Raw genomic sequence first — 22,332 nt, forward strand, 5'->3', positions numbered from 1 at the left:
TCGAGTCTGTCCACCGGAAGCGGCGGACCTAGAACACATGCGCGAAAACCGTTGCCACCGACGCAAGGCGAGGCGTATCGTGGTGGAGAGAGAGCGAAGAACCGTACCGCCATTTCAACGCGGGTGCGTGGCAGCTTCGCGGCATGAGAGGAGGACGAAATGAGCATCAATGTCACGTTCAACAGCGCGAACCTGATACCGCTTTCCTCCGAGTTTTTCATGGCGCGGCGTCCCGTCATGGATGGCGATCAACATCTCGTCGCACATGAATTGCTGTTCTGCGAGACCAAGGCTCCTGCCGAAACCGGTGCCAGTAACAGTAACAGTGCGGCTTCTCCGGCGAGGCCTGAGAAGGAGGACGAGCCCGCCGGCGCATCCGTAATCGAGGACGTGCACCGGCATGGCATGAGCCGGGTCGTCGGCGACCTGCTCGGTATCCTGTACATCGATGCACAGGCGCTGACGAGCGATGTCTTTCGCAGCCTTCCGCCGCATGACCTGCTGCTGGAACTTGCCGAAATGCCAGAAGTGACACTTCCCATCCTCGACCGGATCGCCGCGATGAAGCATGACGGCTTCCGCTTCGCCCTGGCATTGCACGACGACAGGCAAGACGTGGAGCCGTTGTTGCCGATGATTGAAATGGTGCGAATTGACATCTCCGGCAAGGATCGCGGGGAGTTAGACCACTTCTGCCAGACATTTCGCGCAAGGGACAAGAAGCTGCTGGCAGAGAGGGTCGACACGCACGAGCAATTCCGCATGTGCCACGAACTCGGCTTCGACCTGTTCCAGGGTTACTATTTCACCCGGCCCCGAATCATCAACGGGAAGAAGCTGTCGCCCTCGCAGATCGCGATCACCGAGCTGATGGCGCTGGTCGCGTCCGACGCCGATTCTGCGGCAATCGAAGAGGCGATCAAGAGCGACGTGGCGCTGGGGCTGAACCTGCTCCGCCTCGCCAATACACCGGCCTTCAGCGTGCACCGCATCGATTCGCTGCGCCAGGCACTGATGGTGCTCGGGCGCCAGCAGCTGCAGCGCTGGTTGCAGATCCTGCTCTGTGCCGCGCCGGGCAGCGAACAGCCGGGCATGATGCCGTTGCTGGCGCAGGCGACGATGCGCGGCCGGTTGATGGAGCTGATTGCGCAAAAAGCCCGGCCGGGCAACCGCAATATTGCCGATACCGCTTTCACCGTCGGCATCATGTCCCTGATGGACGCGCTGTTTTCAATGTCGATGGAGACGGTTCTGCAGCAGGTGCCGGTCATCGAGGAAGTCAGCGACGCGCTGCTGCACCGGCAAGGCTATTACGGCAAGTTGCTGTCGCTGGCGGAATACACCGAATGGCAAAGCAGGACCGACACGCTGCTGCAGCAAGCCATGCTCGACATGAAGCTGTCGTACAGCGAGCTCTACATGCTGCAGCTGGCGGCATTCGAATGGTCGGACCACGTGACGCGGACCATGTAGGAGGAACCGATTGCCGGCAGGACTGACGGCACACCGGCACACCGGCACACCGGCACACCGGCGCATTGGTGCATTGGCGCACCGAAGGGCTGGCGAACTATTCCCGCGCAATCGCATCCCACCGATGCATAGTGGACAACATGCAGGAGGCCAGGATGGCAACGCGAGAATCTACGTCCGAGGGACAGGCACCGCGCCCGGCGAACGATGGCAACAGGGCGCCGCGCGGCAATGCGCCCGACGGACTTGAAAACCAGAACGTGACGCGGCCCGCACCACCGCCCGACGAGGTGAACAACCAGCACGATCGCCAGCAGGAGCGTGAAGGGCTGGAAAACCGGAATGTGACCCGGCCTGATCCGGTACGATAAGGCGGCGCAATGAGCCCAGCTGCGCAGGTGTATCGGTGCCGCGTGGATTATTTTTTTGACACGTACGGATTTCCGGCAATATAAAAGCGCAGCACTGCATCCGCCCAGTGTCCAGCATAGGCTACGCCGATGCGCGGGCGCGCGATGATGTCGAACTGCTGTGGCCGGGGCGGTTCTGCGATATAGAAATCATCGCTTAGCAGGTCATGTCCGTTGAGCGACCTGTCGATTCCGAGCGCGCGGCACAGCAGGCCCGGCCCCTTGGTATTCCCTTCCACATGTTCCAGCGGTTGCACCGCGCGCAGCAGCACTGCTGCGCCATTGCCCTCCGGTTCCGTCACCACATTCATGCAATGGTGCATGCCGTAGATCAGGTAGACATAGGCATGGCCCGGCGGACCGTACATGGTCCTGGTGCGTGGTGTCATGCCTTTCGATGAGTGCGACGCAAGATCGTGCGCACCGATATACGCTTCGACTTCCACAATCAATGCGCGGCGCACCATGCCGTCGGTGACACGCACCAGTTGCTTGCCGAGCAGCTCCCGGGCAACCAGTGCCGTATCGCGGTCGTAAAATTTTCGGGTCAGTTTGACGTCATTCGACATGAGATTTCCTGGAGCCGAGGTATGCATAGCGGCCGTAGCAAATGCGGTTTATTGCAAGGATGTTCACACGAGAGTCATATTCTTGCTACACGTTCGGCAGTCTTGCATTTCGGTTCTGCAGAATGCAGGCGCAAAGTGTTGTCATCGAACGCAAGAGGGGATATTGTGGAACGCAGGGACAAACCGTTCCTCATCCTCAGTTTACATTCAAGGCGACGCTGACCCGGCGGACGGATGCGTGGGTTTCGCCACGTAACAGCGCAAGGATGGTTGTGGATACGGTCTTTGTCTGACAATAAGGGAGAGAGCATGACGAATTTGCGTGGTTTGCGTATTGGCATCCGGCTTGGCCTGGGTATCGGACTGATTGTATTGATTCTTGTGACGTCGCAGCTTGTCGGCGGCATCGTGAGCTCAAAGAACCGGCATCAGATGGCGGACGCGCTGAAGCTGGCCAATACAAAGGCAGTCCACGTCGGGGAGATGAAGAGCGCGCTCTTTGAAAGCGGCATCGCCATCCGCAATATCGGCGTCCTGTCCGAAGTGACGGAAATGCAGAAGGAAGAGGACAAGGTCAGGGCGAACAGCAAGCGCCTGGCCGATGCACGCGACAAGCTGGCCGCCATGGGCCTGACGGACACGGAAAAGGCGATCATCGGCGAAATCACCCGGCTCGAGAAGGAGATTGATGCGCCGCTCAAGGAGGCCATGGCCCGTGCCGCAGCCTTTGACAGCGAAGCGGCGGCAAAGGTGATCTCGGAAAAAATCGATCCCCTGAATACGGCTGCGGTCAAGCAGATGGACAAGCTGGTGGAGTATCAGCAGGCCGCTTCCGCAGCGGTGCTGGAAGATGCGAATGCCGATGCCACCCTGCTGATGAAGGTATTTGCACTGGTCGGGCTGGGCGCCATCGCACTGGCCGGGGTGATCGGCTGGCTGCTGACCCGAAGCATCACACTGCCGTTGACCGACGCCGTGGAGCAGGCACGCAAAGTGGCGGCCGGCGAGCTGGCCACCAAAGTGGTCGTGACGGGCAAGGACGAGGTAAGCCATCTGCTGCAGGCATTGCATGACATGACGAAGAGCCTGTCGGCCATCGTGGGCGATGTGCGCGGCGGCACCGAAACCATTACTGTCGCATCCCGCGAGATCGCCTCCGGCAATGCCGACCTGTCGTCGCGTACCGAGGCACAGGCAAGTTCGCTGGAAGAGACCGCCTCGTCGATGGAGGAACTCACCACGACCGTGAAGCAGAACGCGGAGAATGCGCGCCAGGCAAACCAGCTGGTTGCCTCCGCTTCCGAAAATGCCGTCAAGGGCGGCGAGGTCGTCGACCAGGTTGTCGGCATGATGGGCTCGATCAAGGACAGCTCCAACAAGATCGTCGACATCATCAGCGTGATTGACGGCATTGCATTCCAGACCAATATCCTGGCGCTGAATGCAGCCGTCGAAGCGGCCCGCGCGGGCGAACAGGGGCGCGGCTTTGCCGTTGTCGCTTCCGAGGTGCGCAGCCTCGCGCAGCGTTCCGCCAGTGCCGCGAAAGAAATCAAGGTGCTGATCAACGACTCGGTGGAGAAGGTCGACGGCGGCAGCCGGCTGGTGGACCAGGCCGGCCAGACCATGGACGAGATCGTCACCTCGGTCAAGCGCGTGGCGGACATCATGTCGGAAATCTCCGCAGCCAGCCAGGAGCAGAGTGTCGGCATTGAAGAAGTCAATCGCGCGATCCGCCAGATGGACGACATGACGCAGCAGAACGCAGCCCTGGTGGAAGAGGCCGCTGCTGCCGCGCAGAGCATGCAGGAGCAGGCCTCCCGGCTGGCGCAGACGGTCAGCGTCTTCAAGCTGGAGGCTGGCGCCGCGGCCCGGACCGCAGCCTTGACACCGTCCACGGCGGCTCCCGCCTCTTTGCGCGCCCCGAAGGCGCCGAGCGCTGCGATTGCCCAGCGTGTTCAGAATGCGCCAGCGGCACGCCAGCCTGCCGCCGCCTCTCTCCCGGCTTCACCCAAGCGGCCGGCGAACGTTCCGGCGCGCCAGCCGGTCAACACCTCCGATGGGGATTGGGAAGAGTTCTGAGTTGAAGGATGTGCCCGCTTCCGTTTCCGCAATGGGGGAGCGGGCCGATGAGGCCGCAATAATCCGGGCGTATTCCTGCCAGGCAGGCGCTTGAAAATGAATGCACAGGCCTATCCTGAGGCCCGCGGCGCTCTACGTGCTACCCGTACTACCCGCACGCGAGTGCTCCCTGCCTCCACGTTCAGCCTGCTCGCTTCAGTCCGCGCCTTACGTTTTTCGCCATTCCACTAATGCCGCAGCTCCGCCGGGGTTGCAAACACTGCCCGCTGGGCGAGCAGCGCTTCAAAGGCTTGTGACGACACCGCCGTGCTGTAGATGTGCCCCTGCACTTCGTCGCAGCCGTACCTGCGCAACCGGTCGATCTGGGCCTCGCTTTCCACGCCTTCGGCAAGCACGCGCAGCTTCAGGCTGTGGGCGAGATTGATGATCGCGTAGGTGATCGCGTCGTCGTCATCGTCGTTGAGCATGTCATCGATGAAGGATCGGTCGATCTTGATCTTGTCGATCGGTATCTGCTTCAGGTAGCTGAGGCTGGAGTAGCCGGTGCCGAAATCGTCGATGCTGATGCCGACGCCAGCTTCGCGCAGATGCCGGGCGAGCTGGGCAACCTGCGTTGCGCGGCGCATGATGGAACTCTCCGTGATCTCCAGCTCGAGGTAGGTCGGATCCAGGTCTGCATCGGACAGGATGTCCGTCACGAGCTTGGCGAAACCCTTCTGCTGGAACTGCAGCGGTGAAACGTTCACCGCGATCGGTACCGTCTGCAATCCTTGGCGTTGCCATTGGCGGCATTGCTTGCATGCTTCACGCATGACCCACTCCCCGATCCTGCCGATCATGCCGCGCTCTTCTGCAACCGGGATGAACTCGACCGGTGACAGGATGTCGCCATGGGAATTGCGGCAGCGGAGCAGTGCCTCGGCACCGATGAGCTTGCCGGTGGTGATATCGACCTGCGGCTGGTACCACAGGTGCAGGTGGCCTTCGGTCATCGCTTCGCGCAGCTGGCGCTCGATACTACTGTTGCGCATGATCTGCCGGTTCAGCTCTTCCGTGAAGAACTGGTAGTTGTCGCGGCCATGGCCTTTTGCCTGGTATAGCGCGGAGTCGGCATGCTGCATCAGTTCGTTGCGGTGTCCGGCATCGTCCGGATAGATGGCAATCCCGATGCTGATCGTTGTATGGATCTGATGGCCATGCAGGAAGATCTGGCGAGACGTCGCGTCAAGGATCTTTTCGGCCACTGCAACGGCCTGTTCACCTTTTTCAAGGTCGGGCAGCACGATGACGAATTCGTCGCCGCCGAAGCGCGCGACAGTATCTTCCTCGCGCACGCACTGCATCAGCCGGTCGGCGATTTCGCGCAGCAGCATGTCGCCGATATGATGGCCGAGCGAGTCGTTGATGTTCTTGAAGTTATCGAGGTCCATGTAGAACAGCGCGACCTTCTTGCTGCTGCGCTGTGCCATGTGCATGGCCTGATCCACCCGGTCTTCCAGCAGCCGGCGGTTGGGCAGATTCGTCACGCTGTCGTAGTAGGCAAGCTGCTCTACCCGCTGCTCGGTGATCTTGCGCTCGGTGACATCGGTGCTTACCCCATCGATGCGGATCGGTTTTCCGCGTTCGTCGGTGACCAGTGCGCCCTTGCAATGGAGCCAGCGCACTTCCCGGTCGCTGCGGATGATCCGGTATTCCGTATCGCAGGCCGGATGCTCCGGTGTGAGGCAAGCGATTAATTCATTGACCCTGTCCCTGTCATCGGGATGGATGGTCTCGAACCAAATGCGAGGATTCTCGAGAAATGTCGGCAAGGAATAACCGTAGACCTGTTCCACGGACTGGTTGATGTAATGAAAGCGCGAAAAGTCCGGTGAAAAGGACCAGACGACGTCGGCGATGGAAGCCAGGATGCTGTTGATGCGGTCCTTGCTTTCGCGCAGCGCGGCTTCGGACTGCCGCCGTTCCGTAATGTCCCGTCCTATCATCTGGACGTAATGCCGTCCTTGCTGCTCGATGGCGCGAGCGTTGATCTCGATATGCCGTCCGGAGGCGTTGCCATTGCCGCCGGGCGTGGCCGCCTCGAATACCGCCGCTCCGTGCGTGCGCAGGTTTTCGCGCGACTCCGATGGCGGAGGGCTGCACGAATCCGGGAGCAGGGACCAGAACGAGGTGTCCACCAGCTCGGCGCGGCTGCGGCCAAGGAGCTGTGTCGCCTTGTCGTTGGCTTCGACAATGCTGCCGTCAGCATCGGTCAGCACGATCAGGTCGTTGGCGTATTTGGAAAGAAAATCGTATTGGCGCCGCAGCAAGGCCTGCTCCGTGGCGGCCTGCAGTGACTGATACTGGAACTGGCCTTCCCGTTCCCGCCACCAGAACAGCACCGCGGCACCCATCAACAGCAGCAGCCCCGCTGCGGCGGCTGTGACCAGCCAGGCAATCTGTTGCAGGCTTGCCTGCGCGGCATTCCGGTCCACCATCGTCACCAGGTACCATGGCACGCCATCAATCCGGCGGGCGACAGACACCATCATGCTGCCGAGCCGGCTGCGCAACAGGAAAGTCGTCTGCGGCGTGGAAGCTGCCTTGACGAACTCCTCCGGTGTGATCGGCAGGATGTTGAGGTCTTCGAAATGTGATGATTTCTCGCTGCTGGTGCTGACGACCACCTGGTCGCCGAGGATTTCAACCAGGAAGGCTTCGGTGCTGGCGGCCATGATCGGCGAGGACCGAATGAAAGCGTCGAGCAGCATGTCCACGCTTGCAGTGGCCACCATGGCCGAGGGAAGCTTGCCGGTCTGTTCGTTCCTGCTGCTCAGCGGCGAGGCGAAATAGACGACGCGCCGGGCATCGTAACCGGCCGGTGCCTGCCGGATGGAGGACACCTCGGTCTGGTTGGAGGCAAACGCGCGCATCGCGGTTTGCTTCTCGCCCAGGTCGAATTCGTGCTTGACGTTTTCGTCGCCTTCTTCCGTGGACAGGCGCATCCGGCCATTGATGTCATAGATGCAGACATCGAGGTAGCCATAGGTCGACTGGATAACCTTGAGTTGCTCGAGTATCTGCTGCTTGGCTTCATTGTCCGGCGCGCCTTGCGCCAGCCAGCCATGTATCGCTTCACCGAGAAACGGGCCGCCACTGAATGCCGTGACATCGCCGAGCCTTTCCTGCGCCCATCCGGATACGGCGGAGGCGCGTACGTCTGCGGCGCTATTGAGCGTGACCCTGACGCGTTGCTCTTCGCCTTCGACCAGGCGGCGATAAACGAGGTAGCTCGCAAGCAGCGAAAGAATGAAAAGCGCGGAAAAGACGCCGACCGCAAGCCAGAGATGCTTGCGCGGAGCACCATTGTTGTGAGCTGACAATGTCGATGCCGCCACGGCCGTATCCGGTAAGGAAACAAGTTGTCTGCTGGGCGAACAAGTTGGAAGCCAGCATCATCCGTATGACTGTTGCGGAGGTGCCTTGTTCTGCCTCGGTCGCATGAAATTGATCCCCGGCAGAATGCGGTACATTGGGAAGAATGGACTCGCCTTGCCGCACGTACTGAAGAGATATGCAAAGACGTGCAGCAAGGCGGTGAGGACAGGGCTGTTACAAATCAGGCGAGCTGGCTGGCGTAGGTTTCGAGGTGATGGTCGGTGCTGCCGAACTGCATTTCGATTGCCATCAGGCGCTTGAAATAATGACTGACATCCAGCTCGTCGGTCACGCCCATGCCGCCGTGCAGCTGCACTGCCTGCTGGCCGACGAAGCGGCATGCCTGGCCGATGACGACTTTGGCTGCCGACAGGGCTTTGCCGCGTACGGCCAGGTCGGCATCCGTGCAGCGCACGGCAGCAAGGCAACTCATCGAGCGTGCCTGTTCGATATGCAACACCATGTCGGCCATGCGGTGCTGCAAGGCCTGGAACTTGCCGATCGGCTGGCCGAACTGCTTGCGGTTACGCGAGTATTCGACGGTGGCGGCAAGGATCTTGTCCAGCGCGCCGATTGCTTCCGCGCAGACGGCAGCCAGGCCGAAGTCGAGCACGTCGGCAACCTTGCCTTCTGCGCCGGCAGCGCCCAGCATTGCGCTGGCCGGCACGTATACCTGGTTGAGCCACACTTCGCACGCAGGAATGCCGTCGACCGTCTTGTACGGCACTTTCGCCACGCCGAAGGCATCGCGCGGGACGATGAACACTGCCATCGGGCCGCTTTCACTCTCACCCGCACCGGCACCCGCGATGCGCGCAGTGACGAGCAGCAGGTCGGCCGAACCGCCGTGCGGCACGACGCTCTTGTGGCCGGTCAGCACATAGCCGTCGCCCGCCGGCCATGCTCGCGTCTCGATCGCCATGCGCTCGAAGCGGCTCGCATGCTCGTCATGCGCGAACGCCGCAATCTTTTCACCGCCGGCCAGTGCCGGCAGCAGGTCTGCGCGCTGCTGCTCATTGCCGAGCAGTGCAATCGCCTTGGTGGCAAGCACCGCGCTGCTCAGGAAGGGTTCCAGCAGCAGGCCCTCGCCCACGGCCGTCATCGCCAGCATGGTATCGATCGGGCTGCCGCCGAGGCCGCCGTCTTCTTCCGGCACGTTGAGCGCGAGCAGGCCGATGTCGGCCAGCGACTGCCATGCCTCGCGGCTGAAGCCGTCCGGGGATTTTTCCTTGATCTGGCGGCGTGTCTCGAAACCATAGTCCTTCGCCACAAAGCGGCGGGTGGTGTCGAGCAGCATTTGCTGTTCTTCGGTAAAGGTAAAGTCCATGAATCGCTCCTACAGGCCCAGGATCATCTGGGAGATGATGTTCTTTTGAATTTCATTGGAGCCGCCGTAGATCGACAGCTTGCGCATGTTCAGGTAGTTCGCAGCGAGCGGCACCGCATAGAACGGCCCGACATCGTCGCCCTGGTAGCCGGCGGCCATTGCTTCGCGGCGCAGCTGCAGGCCGTAGGGACCGACTGCCTGCACCAGCATTTCAGTGATCGCCTGCTGGATCTCGGTGCCCTTGATCTTGAGGATCGACGCTTCCGGCCCTGGCGCGCGGCGCTCGGCCTCAGCCGACAGCACGCGCAGGTTGGTGATTTCCAGTGCAGTGAGGTCGATCTCGATCTGCGCAATCTTGGCGGCGAACAGCGGGTCCTTGATCAGCGGCTTGCCGTGTTTGGTCTCCAGCGACGCGATGCGCTTCAAGCGTGCGAGCTCGCGCTTGGCGATGCCGATGCCGGCAATGTTGGTGCGCTCATGGCCGAGCAGGAATTTCGCATAGGTCCAGCCGGCGTTTTCTTCGCCGACCCGGTTCTCGACCGGCACGCGCACATTCTCGAACCAGACTTCGTTGACTTCATGCGCGCCGTCCATCGTGATGATCGGGCGCACGGTGATGCCCGGCGACTTCATGTCGATCAGCAGGAAGGAAATGCCGCGCTGTGCCTTGGCTTCCGGATCGGTGCGCACCAGGCAGAAGATCCAGTCGGCATACTGGCCGAGCGTGGTCCAGGTCTTCTGGCCGTTGCAGACGTAGTAATCACCCTCGCGCACGGCACGCATCTTCACGGAGGCGAGGTCGGAACCGGAACCCGGCTCGGAATAGCCTTGGCACCACCATTCGTCGGCGGACAGGATTTTCGGGAGGAAGCGTTCCTGCTGCGCGGGCGAGCCATACTGCATGATGACCGGTGCGACCATCTTCAGGCCGAAGGGGACCATGCGCGGCGCGCCGGCAGCGGCGAGCTCTTCTTCGAAGATGTATTGCTGCGTGGTGCTCCAGCCGGTGCCGCCGAATTCCTTTTTCCACGCGCTGCCGCCCCAGCCCTGCTTGTGCAGGATTTTTTGCCAGCGGATGTAGTCCTCGGATTTGAGGACGAGGCCGTTCAAGACCTTGTGCTGGATGTCGGGGGGGAGATGCGTGGCGACGAATTCGCGGACTTCCTGGCGGAAGGCGAGTTCTTCGGGGGTGAAGTTCAGGTTCATGGGTTCCTCTTGCTTGTTCTTTGTTCCGGCTTCCGGCGGTGTTCGGCTCTTCGGTGATGCAGTACGGTCTGTTCTTCGTTTGGGCTTGCCGGGACTGGCCCCGGCGGGCCACCTACTTTTTTGCTTCGCCAAAAAAGTAGGCAAAAAAGGCGACCGCACAGCCGCTGCCCCTTCGGGGTTCCCGGCGTTGCTAGACGCAAAGCGGGAAGCGAAACCAACTCGCCTTCGGCTCAGACATGTTTCGCTTCTTTATCCGCTTTGCGTCTCGCAACGCCGGCAGCGTCAGAAGCGGAAACAGCCCGGCACAACCTGATCGTGTTTTGGCAATCGTAGGGTGGGTTGAGCGGAGCGAAGCCCGCCACTCACGCCACTAACACGTCATTAAAATGCCGCAATCCCCGTCTGCTCACGTCCAAGGATCAACGCGTGAATGTCATGCGTTCCTTCATAGGTGTTCACCACTTCGAGGTTCACCATGTGGCGCGCGACGCCGAATTCGTCGGAGATGCCATTGCCACCCATCATGTCGCGGGCGAGGCGTGCGACTTCGAGAGCTTTGCCGCAGGAGTTGCGTTTCATGATGGAGGTGATGGCTACGGCTGCGGTGCCTTCGTCTTTCATCCGTCCGAGGCGCAGGCAGCCTTGCAAACCGAGCGTGATCTCGGTTTGCATATTCGCCAGCTTCAATTGAATGAGCTGGTTCGCAGCCAAGGGCTTGCCGAACTGCTTGCGGTCGAGCACATACTGGCGCGCACGGAACCAGCAATCCTCCGCCGCACCCAAGGCGCCCCATGCAATGCCGTACCGCGCGGAGTTCAGGCAGGTGAACGGGCCTTTCAGGCCGCGCACTTCCGGGAACGCGTTTTCTTCCGGGCAGAACACCTCATCCATCACGATCTCGCCAGTGATCGATGCACGCAGGCCGACCTTGCCGTGGATCGCCGGAGCAGACAAACCTTTCCAGCCCTTTTCCAGCACGAAGCCGCGGATCGCGCCTTCGTCATCCTTGGCCCATACGACGAACACGTCGGCAATCGGGGAATTGGAGATCCACATCTTGCTGCCGGTCAGGCTGTAGCCGCCGGGCACTTTCTTCGCGCGGGTGATCATCGAGCCGGGGTCGGAACCATGGTTCGGCTCGGTCAGGCCGAAGCAGCCGATGTATTCGCCGGTGGCGAGCTTCGGCAGGTATTTCTGTTTCGTCTGTTCATTGCCGAATTCATAGATCGGCACCATCACCAGCGAGCTTTGCACGCTCATCATCGAGCGGTAGCCGGAGTCGACGCGCTCGACTTCGCGCGCGATCAGTCCGTAGCTGACGTAGTTCAGGCCCGGGCCGCCGTACTGCTCGGGGATGGTCGGGCCCAACAGGCCGAGCGCACCCATTTCACGGAAGATCGCCGGGTCGGTTTTTTCGTGGCGGAAGGCTTCCAGCACGCGCGGCTGCAGCTTGTCCTGGCAGTACGCCTTGGCGGCATCGCGCACCATGCGTTCTTCGTTGGTCAGTTGCTGGTCCAGCAGCAGCGGGTCGTCCCAGTGGAATTGCACTTTGTTGGTCATGAATGTCTCCGGTATTAAATTTTTTCGATAACGACGGCGAGGCCCTGGCCAACGCCGATGCACAGGCTGACGACGGCGTAGCGGCCGTTGCGGCGGATGAGTTCGCGGCTGGTAGTGAGTGCGAGGCGGGCGCCGGACGCGCCGAGCGGATGGCCGAGGGCGATCGCGCCGCCGTTCGGGTTCACGCGGCTGTCCTTCAGGTCGACTTCCAGCAGCTTCAGGCAGCTCAGCACCTGGCTGGCGAATGCTTCGTTAATTTCGATGATGTCCATGTCGGCCAGCGTCAGGTTCGCGCGCGCCAGTGCTTTCTTGATCGCATTGACGGGGCCCACGCCCATGATGCGCGGCTCGACGCCGGCAACGGCTGCCGACAGGATGCGCACCATCGGTGCCTTGCCTGCCTTCTCGCCGGCGGCACGGCTGCCAACCAGCAGCGCGGCTGCGCCGTCATTGATGCCGGACGCATTGCCTGCGGTGACGATGCCGCCTTCAAACAGTGGCTTGAGCTTTTCCAGCGTGGCGGCTGTGGTTTCGGGGCGCGGATGCTCGTCCTTATCGACGACGACCGGCGGGGTTTTGCGGCCGGTCGGCACGGAGATCGGATGGATTTCTCCGGCGAAGAAACCGGCTTCCAAGGCCGCCTGGTATTTCATCTGCGACGCGAGTGCAAACTCGTCCGCTTGCGCGCGTGTGATGCCGAAGTCCTTCGCAACGTTGTCGCCGGTCTCGGGCATCGTGTCTGCGCCGTATTGTGCGGTGACCTTCGGGTTCGGGAAGCGCGCGCCGATGGTGGTGTCGAAGACCTTGAAGTCGCGCGAGAAGGGCGACTCCGACTTGGCGACGACGAAGGGTGCGCGGCTCATGCTTTCCACACCGCCGGCGAGGTATAGGTCGCCTTCGCCGCAGGTAATCGCGCGTGCGGCGTCCATCACGGCGGCGAGGCCGGAGGCGCACAGGCGGTTGACAGTCTGGCCCGGCACGGTGACCGGCAGGCCGGCTGCGAGCAGGGCATTGCGCGCGACGTTGCGTGAATCCTCGCCGGCCTGGTTGGTGTCGCCAAGGATCACGTCCTCGATCTGGTCTGCCTGCCACGGGTTGCGCGCAACCAGTGCTCGGATCACTTCCGCGACGAGGTCGTCCGGACGGACTGGGGCGAGTGCGCCGGCGTGGCGGCCGAAGGGGGTGCGTAGGCCATCATAGATATAGGCGTCGAGCATGGATCAGATCTCCTTGTGATGTAGTGACAGGCCCAGCAATGCGCGGCGTTGCAGCCATGGGCTGGGGCGATAGCGTGCATCGCCCGTCTGTTGTTCGAGGTTTTTCAGGATGGTGAGCACGGTCTTCGTTCCGAGCTGGTCGCCCCAGGCGAGCGGTCCGACCGGATAGCCGAGGCCGAGCGTCACGGCGCGGTCGATGTCCTGCGGATCGGCGATGCCTTGCTGCGCGATCTCGCAGGCGATGTTGACGATGTGGGCGACGACGCGCTGCGTGACCAGTCCGGCACTGTCGCGGATCACGCTCACCGGCACGGCTGTCGCGCCAAATACGCCGCAGGCCATTGCCAGATAGTCCGCATCGGTCGCCGGCGTGGTCATCACGACGCGGCGGCGGGAGGTGTCGAATAAGGCTTCCACGGCGACAGTGCGGCGCCCGTCGAGGTCTTCGCGCACGCAGCAGGTGGTGGCATCGTCACCCAGCGGCGTGACGATGCACAGTGCGGTATCGCTCGGCCGCGCGCCGCTTTCAATCGGGATACCGGCGGCGGCGACCAGCACCGCAACGCGTTCTGCGAGCTCCGGACGTTCCTGGCTGAGCCAGACGCTCGACGGCAGTTTTGTCGCGTGTGCCGGTTCGGCGATCGCTTCCTTCTTGCTATCGGCGCCATAGCGATAGAAACCGTGGCCGACTTTTTTACCGAGCGCGCCGGCCACCAGCATCTGGCGGGTGAGCCCCTGCGGGCGGAAACGCGGCTCTTCGTAATACTGGTGGTAAATCGATTCCATCACCGGATGCGATACATCGAGGCCGGTGAGGTCGAAGAGTTCGCACGGGCCGAGGCGGAAGCCGGCAGTGTCGCGCAGGATGTTGTCGAGCGTCGGCACGCTGGCAATACCTTCATTCAGCAATCGCATGCCTTCCGTGCCGTAACCGCGGCCGGCATGATTGACGATAAAGCCCGGCGTGTCCTTGGCGCGTACTGCGGTGTGGCCCCAGTGTTTGCCGAGTGCGAGCAGGTAATCGACGACATCCGGCGCGGTCAGGAAGCCGCCGATCGCCTCGACGATCTTCATTAGCGGCACCGGATTGAAGAAGTGGAACCCCGCGACGCGCTCGGGATGCTGGAGCCCGGCGGCGATGGCCGTTACCGACAGAGAGGAGGTGTTGGTGGCGAGAATGGCCTCGGGGCCGACGATGCCTTCCAGCGTGGCAAACAGCGATTTCTTCGCATTCAGGTCTTCCACGATCGCCTCGACGACGACATGGCAGCCGGCCAGTTCGTCGAGCGATGCGCAGGCTTGCAGGCGCTGGCCGGCAGACTCGGCTGCCGACGGGGGCAGCTTGCCTTTCTCGACCAGTTTGCCGAAGGTGGCGAGCAGTTCTGCGCGTGCGGAGACGGCTGCGCCTTCCCGGCTGTCGGTCAGCCGTACGCAAGAGCCGGCGAGAGCGGCAATCTGCGCGATACCGCGCCCCATGATGCCGCATCCTACGACACCCACTACCACTTCCGCCGAGGCGGGTTCGGGGCGATTTGCCTCACGCATCCGTGATCTCCTTAGTGATTTTCGTCTAATTCTGCACTGCAGAAAGATATATCAGAAAATGGAACTCTATTGCTTTTCCTTTAGCGGTGTCAAGAAATGCGTACGAATCAATGGAAAATAGCGAATGATAGCAACGGCAGGAGAGATTCCATGCGGCATCATCCACGATTGTCAAAACGCTAAAGTTCTGCATTGCAGCACAATATTCCGAAAAAACCGTTGCGCTTCCAAAATCCTTGTGCCAGTATCTGGCACTTGGAATGCATCCATGGAAACCCTTTTTCCGCCGGGATGCATTTGTCCTCCCATTCAAAATAATTTCTGCTGTCTTGCAAGAACAGCAAGGAGACGGGATGAATCACGAGGTGAAACCGGCTGGCGCTGGCAGCGATACGCGCCGCATTCACGAGGTCTTTCAACCTTGGACAGCAACGCAGCCGGACAAGGTTGCGCTGAAAGACGATGAGCGGTCCATTACCTATGGGCAGCTCGGCGGTGTCGTCGACGCGGTGGCGCAAAAACTGCGCGAGGCCGGCGTGCGTGGCGGCGACCGCGTGCTGCTGGTGGCAGAGAATTCCGTTGCATTGGGGGTGTGCATACTCGCGCTGAGCCGCCTGGACGCCTGGTCAGCCACCGTCAACGCCCGCCTGTCGGCCCGCGAAATCGATAATTTCCTGGCGCATTCCAGCGCGCGCCGCGCCTTGTACTTCGGCACGGCGTCCCCGCAGGCGAAGGCACATGGCGAACAGCGCGGCGCGCAAACAGTCGAATGGCCGGGCATCGGACAATTGCTGCTCGGCCCCCTGAACGAGCAGGCAACGCAGGAGCCGGTCGAGCAGGACGGCAAGCAGCAGGTCGCGGCCATGGTCTATACCTCCGGCACGACCGGTGCGCCGAAGGCGGTCATGCTGACCCATGCCAACCTGATCTTCATTGGCGCCAACAGCTGCCGCATGCGTCGCATCGGCCCGGCCGATGTCATCTATGGCGTGCTCCCACTGTCACATGTGTACGGACTTTCTTCACTGCTGGTGGCCGCCTTGATGGGCGGTGCGACGCTGCGGCTTGCCGCACGCTATCAGCCGGACACGCTGGCGCACGCGCTGGCCGAGGAAGGCATCACCGTCATGCATGGCGCTCCCGCAATGTACGCCAAGCTGCTCGAATGGAGCGAAAGCACGGGCAAGCCGATCCAGGCACCGCATCTGCGCGTGGCGCAATCCGGCGGCGCGCCGCTGACGATGCCGCTCAAGCAAGCCTTCGAGAAGGCATTCGGCCTGACGCTGCACAACGGCTACGGCATGACCGAGTCCTCGCCATCGATCTGCCAGACGCGCATGGATACGCCGCGCACCGACTGCTCGGTCGGTCCGCCGATCCCCGGTATTGAAGTCAGACTGCATGGCGCCGAACAAAGCGCCGATGGCGCCGGCGAGCTCTGGGTACGCGGCCCGAACGTCATGAAGGGTTACTACAAGGCCCCCGAACTCACCGCCGCCACGCTGTCCGAAGATGGCTGGTTGCGCACCGGCGATCTCGCACGCTTCGAGCCCGACGGCGCGGTCACGCTGGTTGGTCGCAGCAAGGAGTTGATCATCCGTTCTGGCTTCAATGTCTATCCGATTGAAGTGGAACAGGTGCTCAACGGCTATCCGAGCGTGGTGCAGTCCGCGGTCGTCGGGCGCGAAGTGGAAGGCAACGAAGAAGTCGTCGCCTTCATCGAGGTTGCCAGCGGCGCTGACGTCTCGCTCGATGCGCTGCGCGCGCACCTGAAAGCCAACCTGTCCCCCTACAAAATTCCTTCAGAGATCGTCGTACTCGATCACTTGCCGGCGGCGGCGACCGGCAAGGTACTGAAAAAGGAGCTGCAACAAATCGCCGCAAAGCGCGTCACCGAACATTCGTGAACCAGAGCTTTTTAACAAGAGGAAGAGACATGAAATTTCAACTGAACACCGTAGCGAAACTGGGCGTTGCCCTGAGCGCAGCATTCTGCGCTGCCGCTGTCAACGCAGAAGAATTCAAGGTGGGCGCGCACATGCCGCTCACAGGCGCGATCGCACGCTCCGGCGCCGGTTTCAATGAAGGCGTACAGGCCGCCGTGGAAATCTTCAACAAGACCAACGGCAAGCACACCGTCAAGATGGTGACCATCGACGACGAATCCGCGCCGGCAAAGGCAGTCGCCGCCGTCGAAAAACTGCAGTCCGAAGGCGTGGCGGCAGTCATCGGCGGCTACGGCTCCAACATCATTGGCCCGGCATCCGACGCGGCCAATCGTCACAACCTCACCTACATCACTGCCGGCGGCGTCAATGATGACCTGACCAAGCGCGGCTACAAGACCTTCTTCCGCATCAACAATACCCGCGGCTACGAGCTGGCGATCGAAAACCTGATGCAGGAAATGAAGGTCAAGTCGGTGTCGATCGTGTATTCCACCAAGGAAGCAACCACCGACCTGGCCAAGGGCGTGGAGAAGTCGCTCACCGCCAAGGGCATCAAGGTGACGACGCATGCTTTCGACCCGGCGATCACCGACTTCAAGCCGATCATCAACAAGATCAAGCTGCAGGACAAATCCGAAGTCATCCTGATGAGCGCCTACGAGAACGACTATGTCGGCATCATCCGTGCCGCCAAGGTGCTCAAGCCGCCGGTCAAGTCGGTTGTCGGCGTGTGGTCGCTGGCCACGTCCAAGATGGCAGCCGACTTCCCGGACCTGATGCCGAACGTGATCGGCACCGCACTGTTGCCGTTCCCGGTCGAGTACAAGACGCCGGAAGGCAAGCAGTTCGCCGACACCTACAAGAAGATGTTCAACAAGGACGTCGACTACCTCGCCCAGTTCGGCTACGTGAAGGCGTCGCTGCTGTTTGAAGCGATTGCTCGCGCTGCCGACAACGGCACGCTGAAGAAGGGCGGCCTGTCCGAAGAGCTGCGCAAGACCAGCCGCGACACGCTGATCGGCAAGGTGACCTTCGACGCCAACGGCGATAACCCGAACTTCCAGCACCGAATGGGCCAGCACCAGGACGGCAAGATCGCGATCGTGTCGCCTGCCGGTCAGGCAACTGCGCCGCTGAAATTCCCGGCAGTGCCCTGGTAATCCGCAGTCAGACCGCAAGTCGCTGAACGTACTTGTGCAATGACTCCTTGCAGGGCTCCTTTCCCCTGCAAGGGGCAAGGTTGGGATGGGGGTAGAGTGTTCGCGCAACAGCCTGCGATGGCTCGAGCGCATGACCCCCACCCTACGCCGGGCGCCCCTTGCCCTCCCCGCGGCAAGGGGGGAACCCGTCCGTGAAGAATTAGACACAGATGATGCGTCTGCTTTGCGACGAACCAACCGACACATCTAACGAACCATGTCAGAACTCATCCTGCAATCCCTCTACTCCGGCATGCTGGTCGGCGGCGTCTACGCGCTGATCGCACTCGGCCTGACGCTCGCCTTCGGCACCATGCGCATCATCAACCTCGCGCATGGCGAGCTGGTGCTGCTGGCCGCCTATGTCGCTTACACCGTGGAAAGCCGTCTCGGCGTCAATCCGATGATGGCGTTGCCGATCGCGCTCGTGGTCGTTTGTGCCTGCTCGGCCATCGTCTATTTCCTGGTGTCGCGCATCCAGCGCAATCGCGAGCTCAATTCGCTCATGTTGACCTTTGCGCTCGGCATGATCCTCACCAACGCGGTGCTGCTGTTCTGGTCGAGCGACATCCGCTCCACCGCCAACGCCACGATGCAGGATGCGGTGCAGATCGGCGACCTGTACAGCATGTTCAGCGAGCTGTTCTTCTTCGTCGTCAGCCTCGCTGTGGCCTGGCTGCTCGGCTGGTGGCTGTCGCGCAGCTGGTATGGCCGCGCGGTGCGTGCCGTCTCGTCCAACCGGGATGCGGCCAAGCTGATGGGTATCAATCCGGCCAAGGTCGAGCTGGCGTCTTTCCTTGTCGCCGGCGTGCTCGCCACGATCGCCGGCATCGCCATCTTCTCCAGCGGTGTGATCTCGCCGCCGCTCGGCCATTCGCTGACGGTCAAGGCATTCATCATCACGGTGCTTGCCGGTGTCGGTTCTGTGCCGGGCGTGGTGCTCGCTGCACTGCTGCTGGGCATTACCGAGGCAATGACGGTCACGCTCGCCAGCTCGGCCTTGCAGGAGCTCGCAGGCATGCTGCTGTTCCTGCTGGTTTTGTTCATCCTGCCGAACGGCCTGTTCGGTGCCAAGAAGCGTCGGGGATAAGGAAACACCAATGAAAAAACTCATGTGGATCGCAGTTGCGGTCCTGTACCTGGTCGTGCCGTTTGCGCTCAAGGGCAACAGCTATATCCTGAGCCTGACGGTATCTTCGCTGATCGTGGCCGGCGTCGCGGTCGCCTGGGCCTTGCTCGGCAATCTCGGCGGCATGGTCAGCTTCGGGCATGCGGCATTTTTCGGCCTCGGCGCCTATGCGTCGGCGCTGCTGACGATGAAGGCCGGCTGGCCGGTGCTGCTGGCTATCCCTGCCGGTGGCGTGTTTGCATCGGTCGCGTCGCTGGCGATGCTGCCGGCACTGCGCCTGTCGGGTCCGTACTTTGCGCTGGCGATCCTTGCCTACGCCCATATCTTCAAGATCCTGGCAACGGAGTTCAGCTCGCTCACCGGCGGCTCCGGCGGCCTGTCGTCGATTCCCGGCCTGCCCACATTGATGCAGGCGGATTTCCTGACCGGGCTCGGCCCGTACCTGTTCGTGCTGACGATTGTGCTGGCGTTCTGCGCAATCTACGCGTGGGTGCGCAAAAGCGACTACGGTATTGCGCTGCGGGCGATGCATGACAGCGAAGATGCGACCCGCGTGGTCGGCGTCAACAGCGTGCTGCTGAAGTCGTGGATGCTGCTGCTGTCGGCCTTCATGACCGGCGTGATCGGCGCGTTCAATGCCCACATCATCAACTTCCTCGAGCCGGATTACGCGTTCAACGGCGCCTGGAGCGTGCTGCCCATCGTCGCAGCGATTTTCGGCGGCTACCGCTCGATCATCGGCCCGATGGTGGGCGCGGTCGTCATCTACCTTGTGGACCAGCTGGTGTTCAAGGCCATGCTGTCGTCGGGGCACCAGATCATCCTCGGCATCGTGCTGGCGGCCATGATCCTGTTTGCGCCGGATGGCTTGCTCGGCTTGTTCAAGAAGCGCAATGCAGGAGGCCACCATGCTTAAGCTCAACGGCATCACGATCCAGTTCGGCGGGCTGATTGCGCTGAAGGACGTCACTTTCTCGATGGGGTCCGACCAGGTGGTCGGCCTGGTCGGCCCGAACGGCGCCGGCAAGACGACGCTGTTCAATGCGATCTCCGGCCTGGTACGGACAACGGGGGGCAGTGTCGATTTCGACGGCGTCGAGATCAGCAAGAAGCCGCTGCATGCGCGCGCCCGCCTGGGCATCGGCCGCACCTTCCAGATCCCGCAGCCGATGCATGAACTGACGGTGCGCGAGAACCTGGTCGTTGCGCAGCGCTTTGGCAATGGCAAGGTCGACCACGCCCGCATCGACGAGATCCTGGAATTCATGGACCTGCGCGCCCAGTCCGAGCGCGACGCGGCCACCGGCCTTGCCCTGCAGGAGCTCAAACGCCTGGAAGTGGCCAAGGCGCTCGCGACCGAGCCGAAGCTGCTGCTGCTTGACGAAGTGCTGGCCGGGCTGGAGACGAGCGCCAAGCGCTACTTCACCGCCAAGCTGGAAGACCTGCACAAGAAGTTCAAGATCGGCATCCTGATCATCGAACACGACATCGAGACCGTATCCACGCTGTGCGACCGCGTGGTGGTGCTCAACTTCGGCAAGGTGATCGCCGACGGCGCGCCGGACGCGGTATTCCGCGATCCGGAAGTCATCAAGAGTTATACGGGAGCTGCCCATGCTTGAAATCCGCAACCTGCGCGCCGGCTATGGCGCGATCAACGTGCTGTGGGACGTGAACCTGTCATTTGCCGAGGGAAAGCTGACCACCATCGTCGGCCCCAACGGCGCGGGAAAATCCACGCTGCTGAAAACCATCATGGGCCTCGTGCCGGCCGGCCAGGGCGACATCACTTTGCGCGGCCAGTCGCTGGCGAAGACTCGCACCTGGGAAATGGCGGAGCAGGGCGTGGTGCTGGTGCCGGAAGGCCGGCTGGTGTTCCGCGACATGAGCGTCGAGGAAAACCTGATCATGGGCGCCTTCACCAAGGACAAGCGGCCGGCGATGGCGCGCAACATCGAGCGTGCGTACGAACTGTTCCCGAAGCTCAAGGAGCGCCGCAAGCAAATGGCCGGTTCGCTCTCGGGCGGTGAGGCGCAAATGGTGGCGATGGCGCGTGGCATGATGGCCGAGCCGCGCATCCTGCTGATCGACGAGCCTTCACTTGGTCTGGCGCCGGTGATCGTGCAGGAAATCTTCAACATCCTGCGCCGGCTGAAGAACGAGGGCGTGACCATCGTGCTGGTGGAGCAGAACACGCACATGGCGCTTTCCGTGGCCGATCGTGTCTATATGATGCGCAGCGGAAAAGTCGTCCTCGACAAGCCCGCCGCCGAGATCGATGTTGCAAAGCTGCACGACCTGTATTTTGCGCTGGAGTCGTAGTTTGGCGGATAATTCGCCACCTTTTTGACGAAATTCGTGCAACTCCTCTGTTTCTGTCCTCCTCGCCGGGGACAGGAATGACAGCGAAACGACGCAGGCATTCATGGCGCAACCTAACATAGACCAACACTCCATCACCCCGAAATCCAATGCCAAGGAGGACCGCCATTTCGTCACGGCGCTCGCCAGGGGACTGGAGATCCTGTCCTGCTTCCGCTCCGGCGAAAAAATGCTGGGCAACCAGGAGCTGGCCGACCGCGCCAAGCTGCCGAAGTCGACGGTATCCCGCCTGACGTACACGCTGACCAAGCTTGGCTACCTGCAGTATGTGGAGGAACTCGGCAAGTACCGTCTGGGCACCGCCAGCCTGGCGCTCGGTAGCGCCATGCTGTCCAAGCTCGACATCCGCCAGTACGCGCGTCCCTACATGCAGGAGCTGGCAGACTTCTCCAATGCGACGGTGTCGCTCGGCATGCGCGACCGCCTGTCGATGATTTACGTGGAAAACTGCCGCAGTCAGGCCGCGCTGACGCTGCGTCTGGACGTCGGCGCGCGCATCCCGATTGCGCTGACTGCAATGGGCCGCGCCTATCTCGCCGAAGCGTCGTCCAGCGAGCGCAACGAAATCCTCGAGCGCGTGCACGAATTCGACGAACAGAAATGGCCGAGCATCCGTGACGGCGTGATGCGCTCACTGGAGGAATACCAGACCCTTGGCTGCTGCACCTCGTTCGGCGACTGGCAGAAGGATGTCAATGCAATCGCGGTCGCGTTCCGCCCGGCCAACGGCACGTCCATCTTGAGCATCAACTGCGGTGGCCCCTCGTTTAATCTGTCCCCGGAATTCCTGCTCAACGAAGTCAAGCCGCGCCTGCTGGATCTCGTCGATCGGCTGCGCCGCGCTTAACACCGATCAACGCCGATCACGGC

The 22,332-nt window shown here is 61.8% G+C and carries 17 protein-coding genes; 10 read left to right on the top strand and 7 right to left on the bottom strand.

Going from position 1 to position 22,332, the window contains the following annotated elements; translation table 11 throughout:
- Positions 1-159 precede the first annotated feature (159 nt).
- Entirely contained in the window at positions 160-1,473 is a 1,314-nt protein-coding gene (locus ACYVIA_RS19165) for an EAL and HDOD domain-containing protein (protein ID WP_460843671.1), read from the top strand.
- Between the two features lie 155 nt (positions 1,474-1,628).
- Positions 1,629-1,844, top strand: a complete 216-nt coding sequence (locus ACYVIA_RS19170; RefSeq protein WP_460843673.1) for a hypothetical protein — start codon at positions 1,629-1,631, stop codon at positions 1,842-1,844.
- A gap of 47 nt (positions 1,845-1,891) precedes the next feature.
- Here the strand turns inward: ACYVIA_RS19170 and ACYVIA_RS19175 are convergent, their stop codons facing one another.
- Positions 1,892-2,452, bottom strand: a complete 561-nt coding sequence (locus tag ACYVIA_RS19175) for a DNA-3-methyladenine glycosylase (protein WP_460843675.1) — start codon at positions 2,450-2,452, stop codon at positions 1,892-1,894.
- Between the two features lie 309 nt (positions 2,453-2,761).
- Between ACYVIA_RS19175 and ACYVIA_RS19180 the strand changes: the two genes are divergently transcribed.
- Positions 2,762-4,531, top strand: a complete 1,770-nt coding sequence (locus ACYVIA_RS19180; RefSeq protein ID WP_460843677.1) for a methyl-accepting chemotaxis protein — start codon at positions 2,762-2,764, stop codon at positions 4,529-4,531.
- A 227-nt stretch (positions 4,532-4,758) separates the two neighbouring features.
- Here the strand turns inward: ACYVIA_RS19180 and ACYVIA_RS19185 are convergent, their stop codons facing one another.
- The 6 genes from ACYVIA_RS19185 to ACYVIA_RS19210 form a co-directional block, all read right to left on the bottom strand.
- A complete protein-coding gene (locus tag ACYVIA_RS19185; RefSeq protein ID WP_460843679.1) occupies positions 4,759-7,908 on the bottom strand; it encodes a bifunctional diguanylate cyclase/phosphodiesterase in 3,150 nt (1,049 codons plus the stop codon).
- Positions 7,909-8,129: 221 nt separating this feature from the next.
- Positions 8,130-9,275: an acyl-CoA dehydrogenase family protein gene (locus ACYVIA_RS19190; protein WP_460843681.1), complete on the bottom strand. Its 1,146-nt coding sequence runs from the start codon at positions 9,273-9,275 to the stop codon at positions 8,130-8,132.
- A 9-nt stretch (positions 9,276-9,284) separates the two neighbouring features.
- On the bottom strand, positions 9,285-10,481 hold the full coding sequence (locus tag ACYVIA_RS19195) for an acyl-CoA dehydrogenase family protein (RefSeq protein WP_460843683.1): 1,197 nt from the start codon (positions 10,479-10,481) through the stop codon (positions 9,285-9,287).
- A 381-nt stretch (positions 10,482-10,862) separates the two neighbouring features.
- Positions 10,863-12,041 (bottom strand): acyl-CoA dehydrogenase, encoded by a 1,179-nt coding sequence (locus tag ACYVIA_RS19200; protein ID WP_460843684.1) that lies wholly within the window; start codon positions 12,039-12,041, stop codon positions 10,863-10,865.
- A gap of 14 nt (positions 12,042-12,055) precedes the next feature.
- Positions 12,056-13,258 carry a 3-oxoadipyl-CoA thiolase gene (locus ACYVIA_RS19205; protein WP_460843686.1) on the bottom strand — a complete coding sequence of 401 codons (1,203 nt, stop codon included), beginning with the start codon at positions 13,256-13,258 and terminating at the stop codon, positions 12,056-12,058.
- Positions 13,259-13,261: 3 nt separating this feature from the next.
- Entirely contained in the window at positions 13,262-14,803 is a 1,542-nt protein-coding gene (locus ACYVIA_RS19210) for a 3-hydroxyacyl-CoA dehydrogenase (RefSeq protein WP_460843688.1), read from the bottom strand.
- Between the two features lie 353 nt (positions 14,804-15,156).
- Here ACYVIA_RS19210 and ACYVIA_RS19215 point away from each other — a divergent pair, with 353 nt between their 5' ends.
- The 7 genes from ACYVIA_RS19215 to ACYVIA_RS19245 all read left to right on the top strand — a co-directional run bounded on the left by ACYVIA_RS19215 (position 15,157) and on the right by ACYVIA_RS19245 (position 22,309).
- Positions 15,157-16,710: a class I adenylate-forming enzyme family protein gene (locus ACYVIA_RS19215; protein ID WP_460843690.1), complete on the top strand. Its 1,554-nt coding sequence runs from the start codon at positions 15,157-15,159 to the stop codon at positions 16,708-16,710.
- A 29-nt stretch (positions 16,711-16,739) separates the two neighbouring features.
- Positions 16,740-17,912, top strand: coding sequence for an ABC transporter substrate-binding protein (locus ACYVIA_RS19220; protein WP_460843692.1), 1,173 nt, complete (start codon positions 16,740-16,742; stop codon positions 17,910-17,912).
- A gap of 256 nt (positions 17,913-18,168) precedes the next feature.
- A complete protein-coding gene (locus tag ACYVIA_RS19225) occupies positions 18,169-19,041 on the top strand; it encodes a branched-chain amino acid ABC transporter permease (RefSeq protein ID WP_460843694.1) in 873 nt (290 codons plus the stop codon).
- Positions 19,042-19,051: 10 nt separating this feature from the next.
- Complete coding sequence (locus ACYVIA_RS19230) at positions 19,052-19,996, top strand: branched-chain amino acid ABC transporter permease (protein ID WP_460843696.1); 945 nt, start codon at positions 19,052-19,054, stop codon at positions 19,994-19,996.
- Positions 19,989-20,702: an ABC transporter ATP-binding protein gene (locus ACYVIA_RS19235; protein WP_460843697.1), complete on the top strand. Its 714-nt coding sequence runs from the start codon at positions 19,989-19,991 to the stop codon at positions 20,700-20,702. Before ACYVIA_RS19230 ends, ACYVIA_RS19235 begins: the two co-directional genes overlap by 8 nt.
- A complete protein-coding gene (locus tag ACYVIA_RS19240; RefSeq protein WP_460843699.1) occupies positions 20,695-21,402 on the top strand; it encodes an ABC transporter ATP-binding protein in 708 nt (235 codons plus the stop codon). The genes ACYVIA_RS19235 and ACYVIA_RS19240 overlap by 8 nt, the downstream gene beginning before the upstream one ends.
- 103 nt (positions 21,403-21,505) lie before the next feature.
- Complete coding sequence (locus tag ACYVIA_RS19245; protein ID WP_460843701.1) at positions 21,506-22,309, top strand: IclR family transcriptional regulator; 804 nt, start codon at positions 21,506-21,508, stop codon at positions 22,307-22,309.
- Positions 22,310-22,332: the final 23 nt, after the last annotated feature.

This window comes from Noviherbaspirillum agri, from assembly GCF_054780595.1.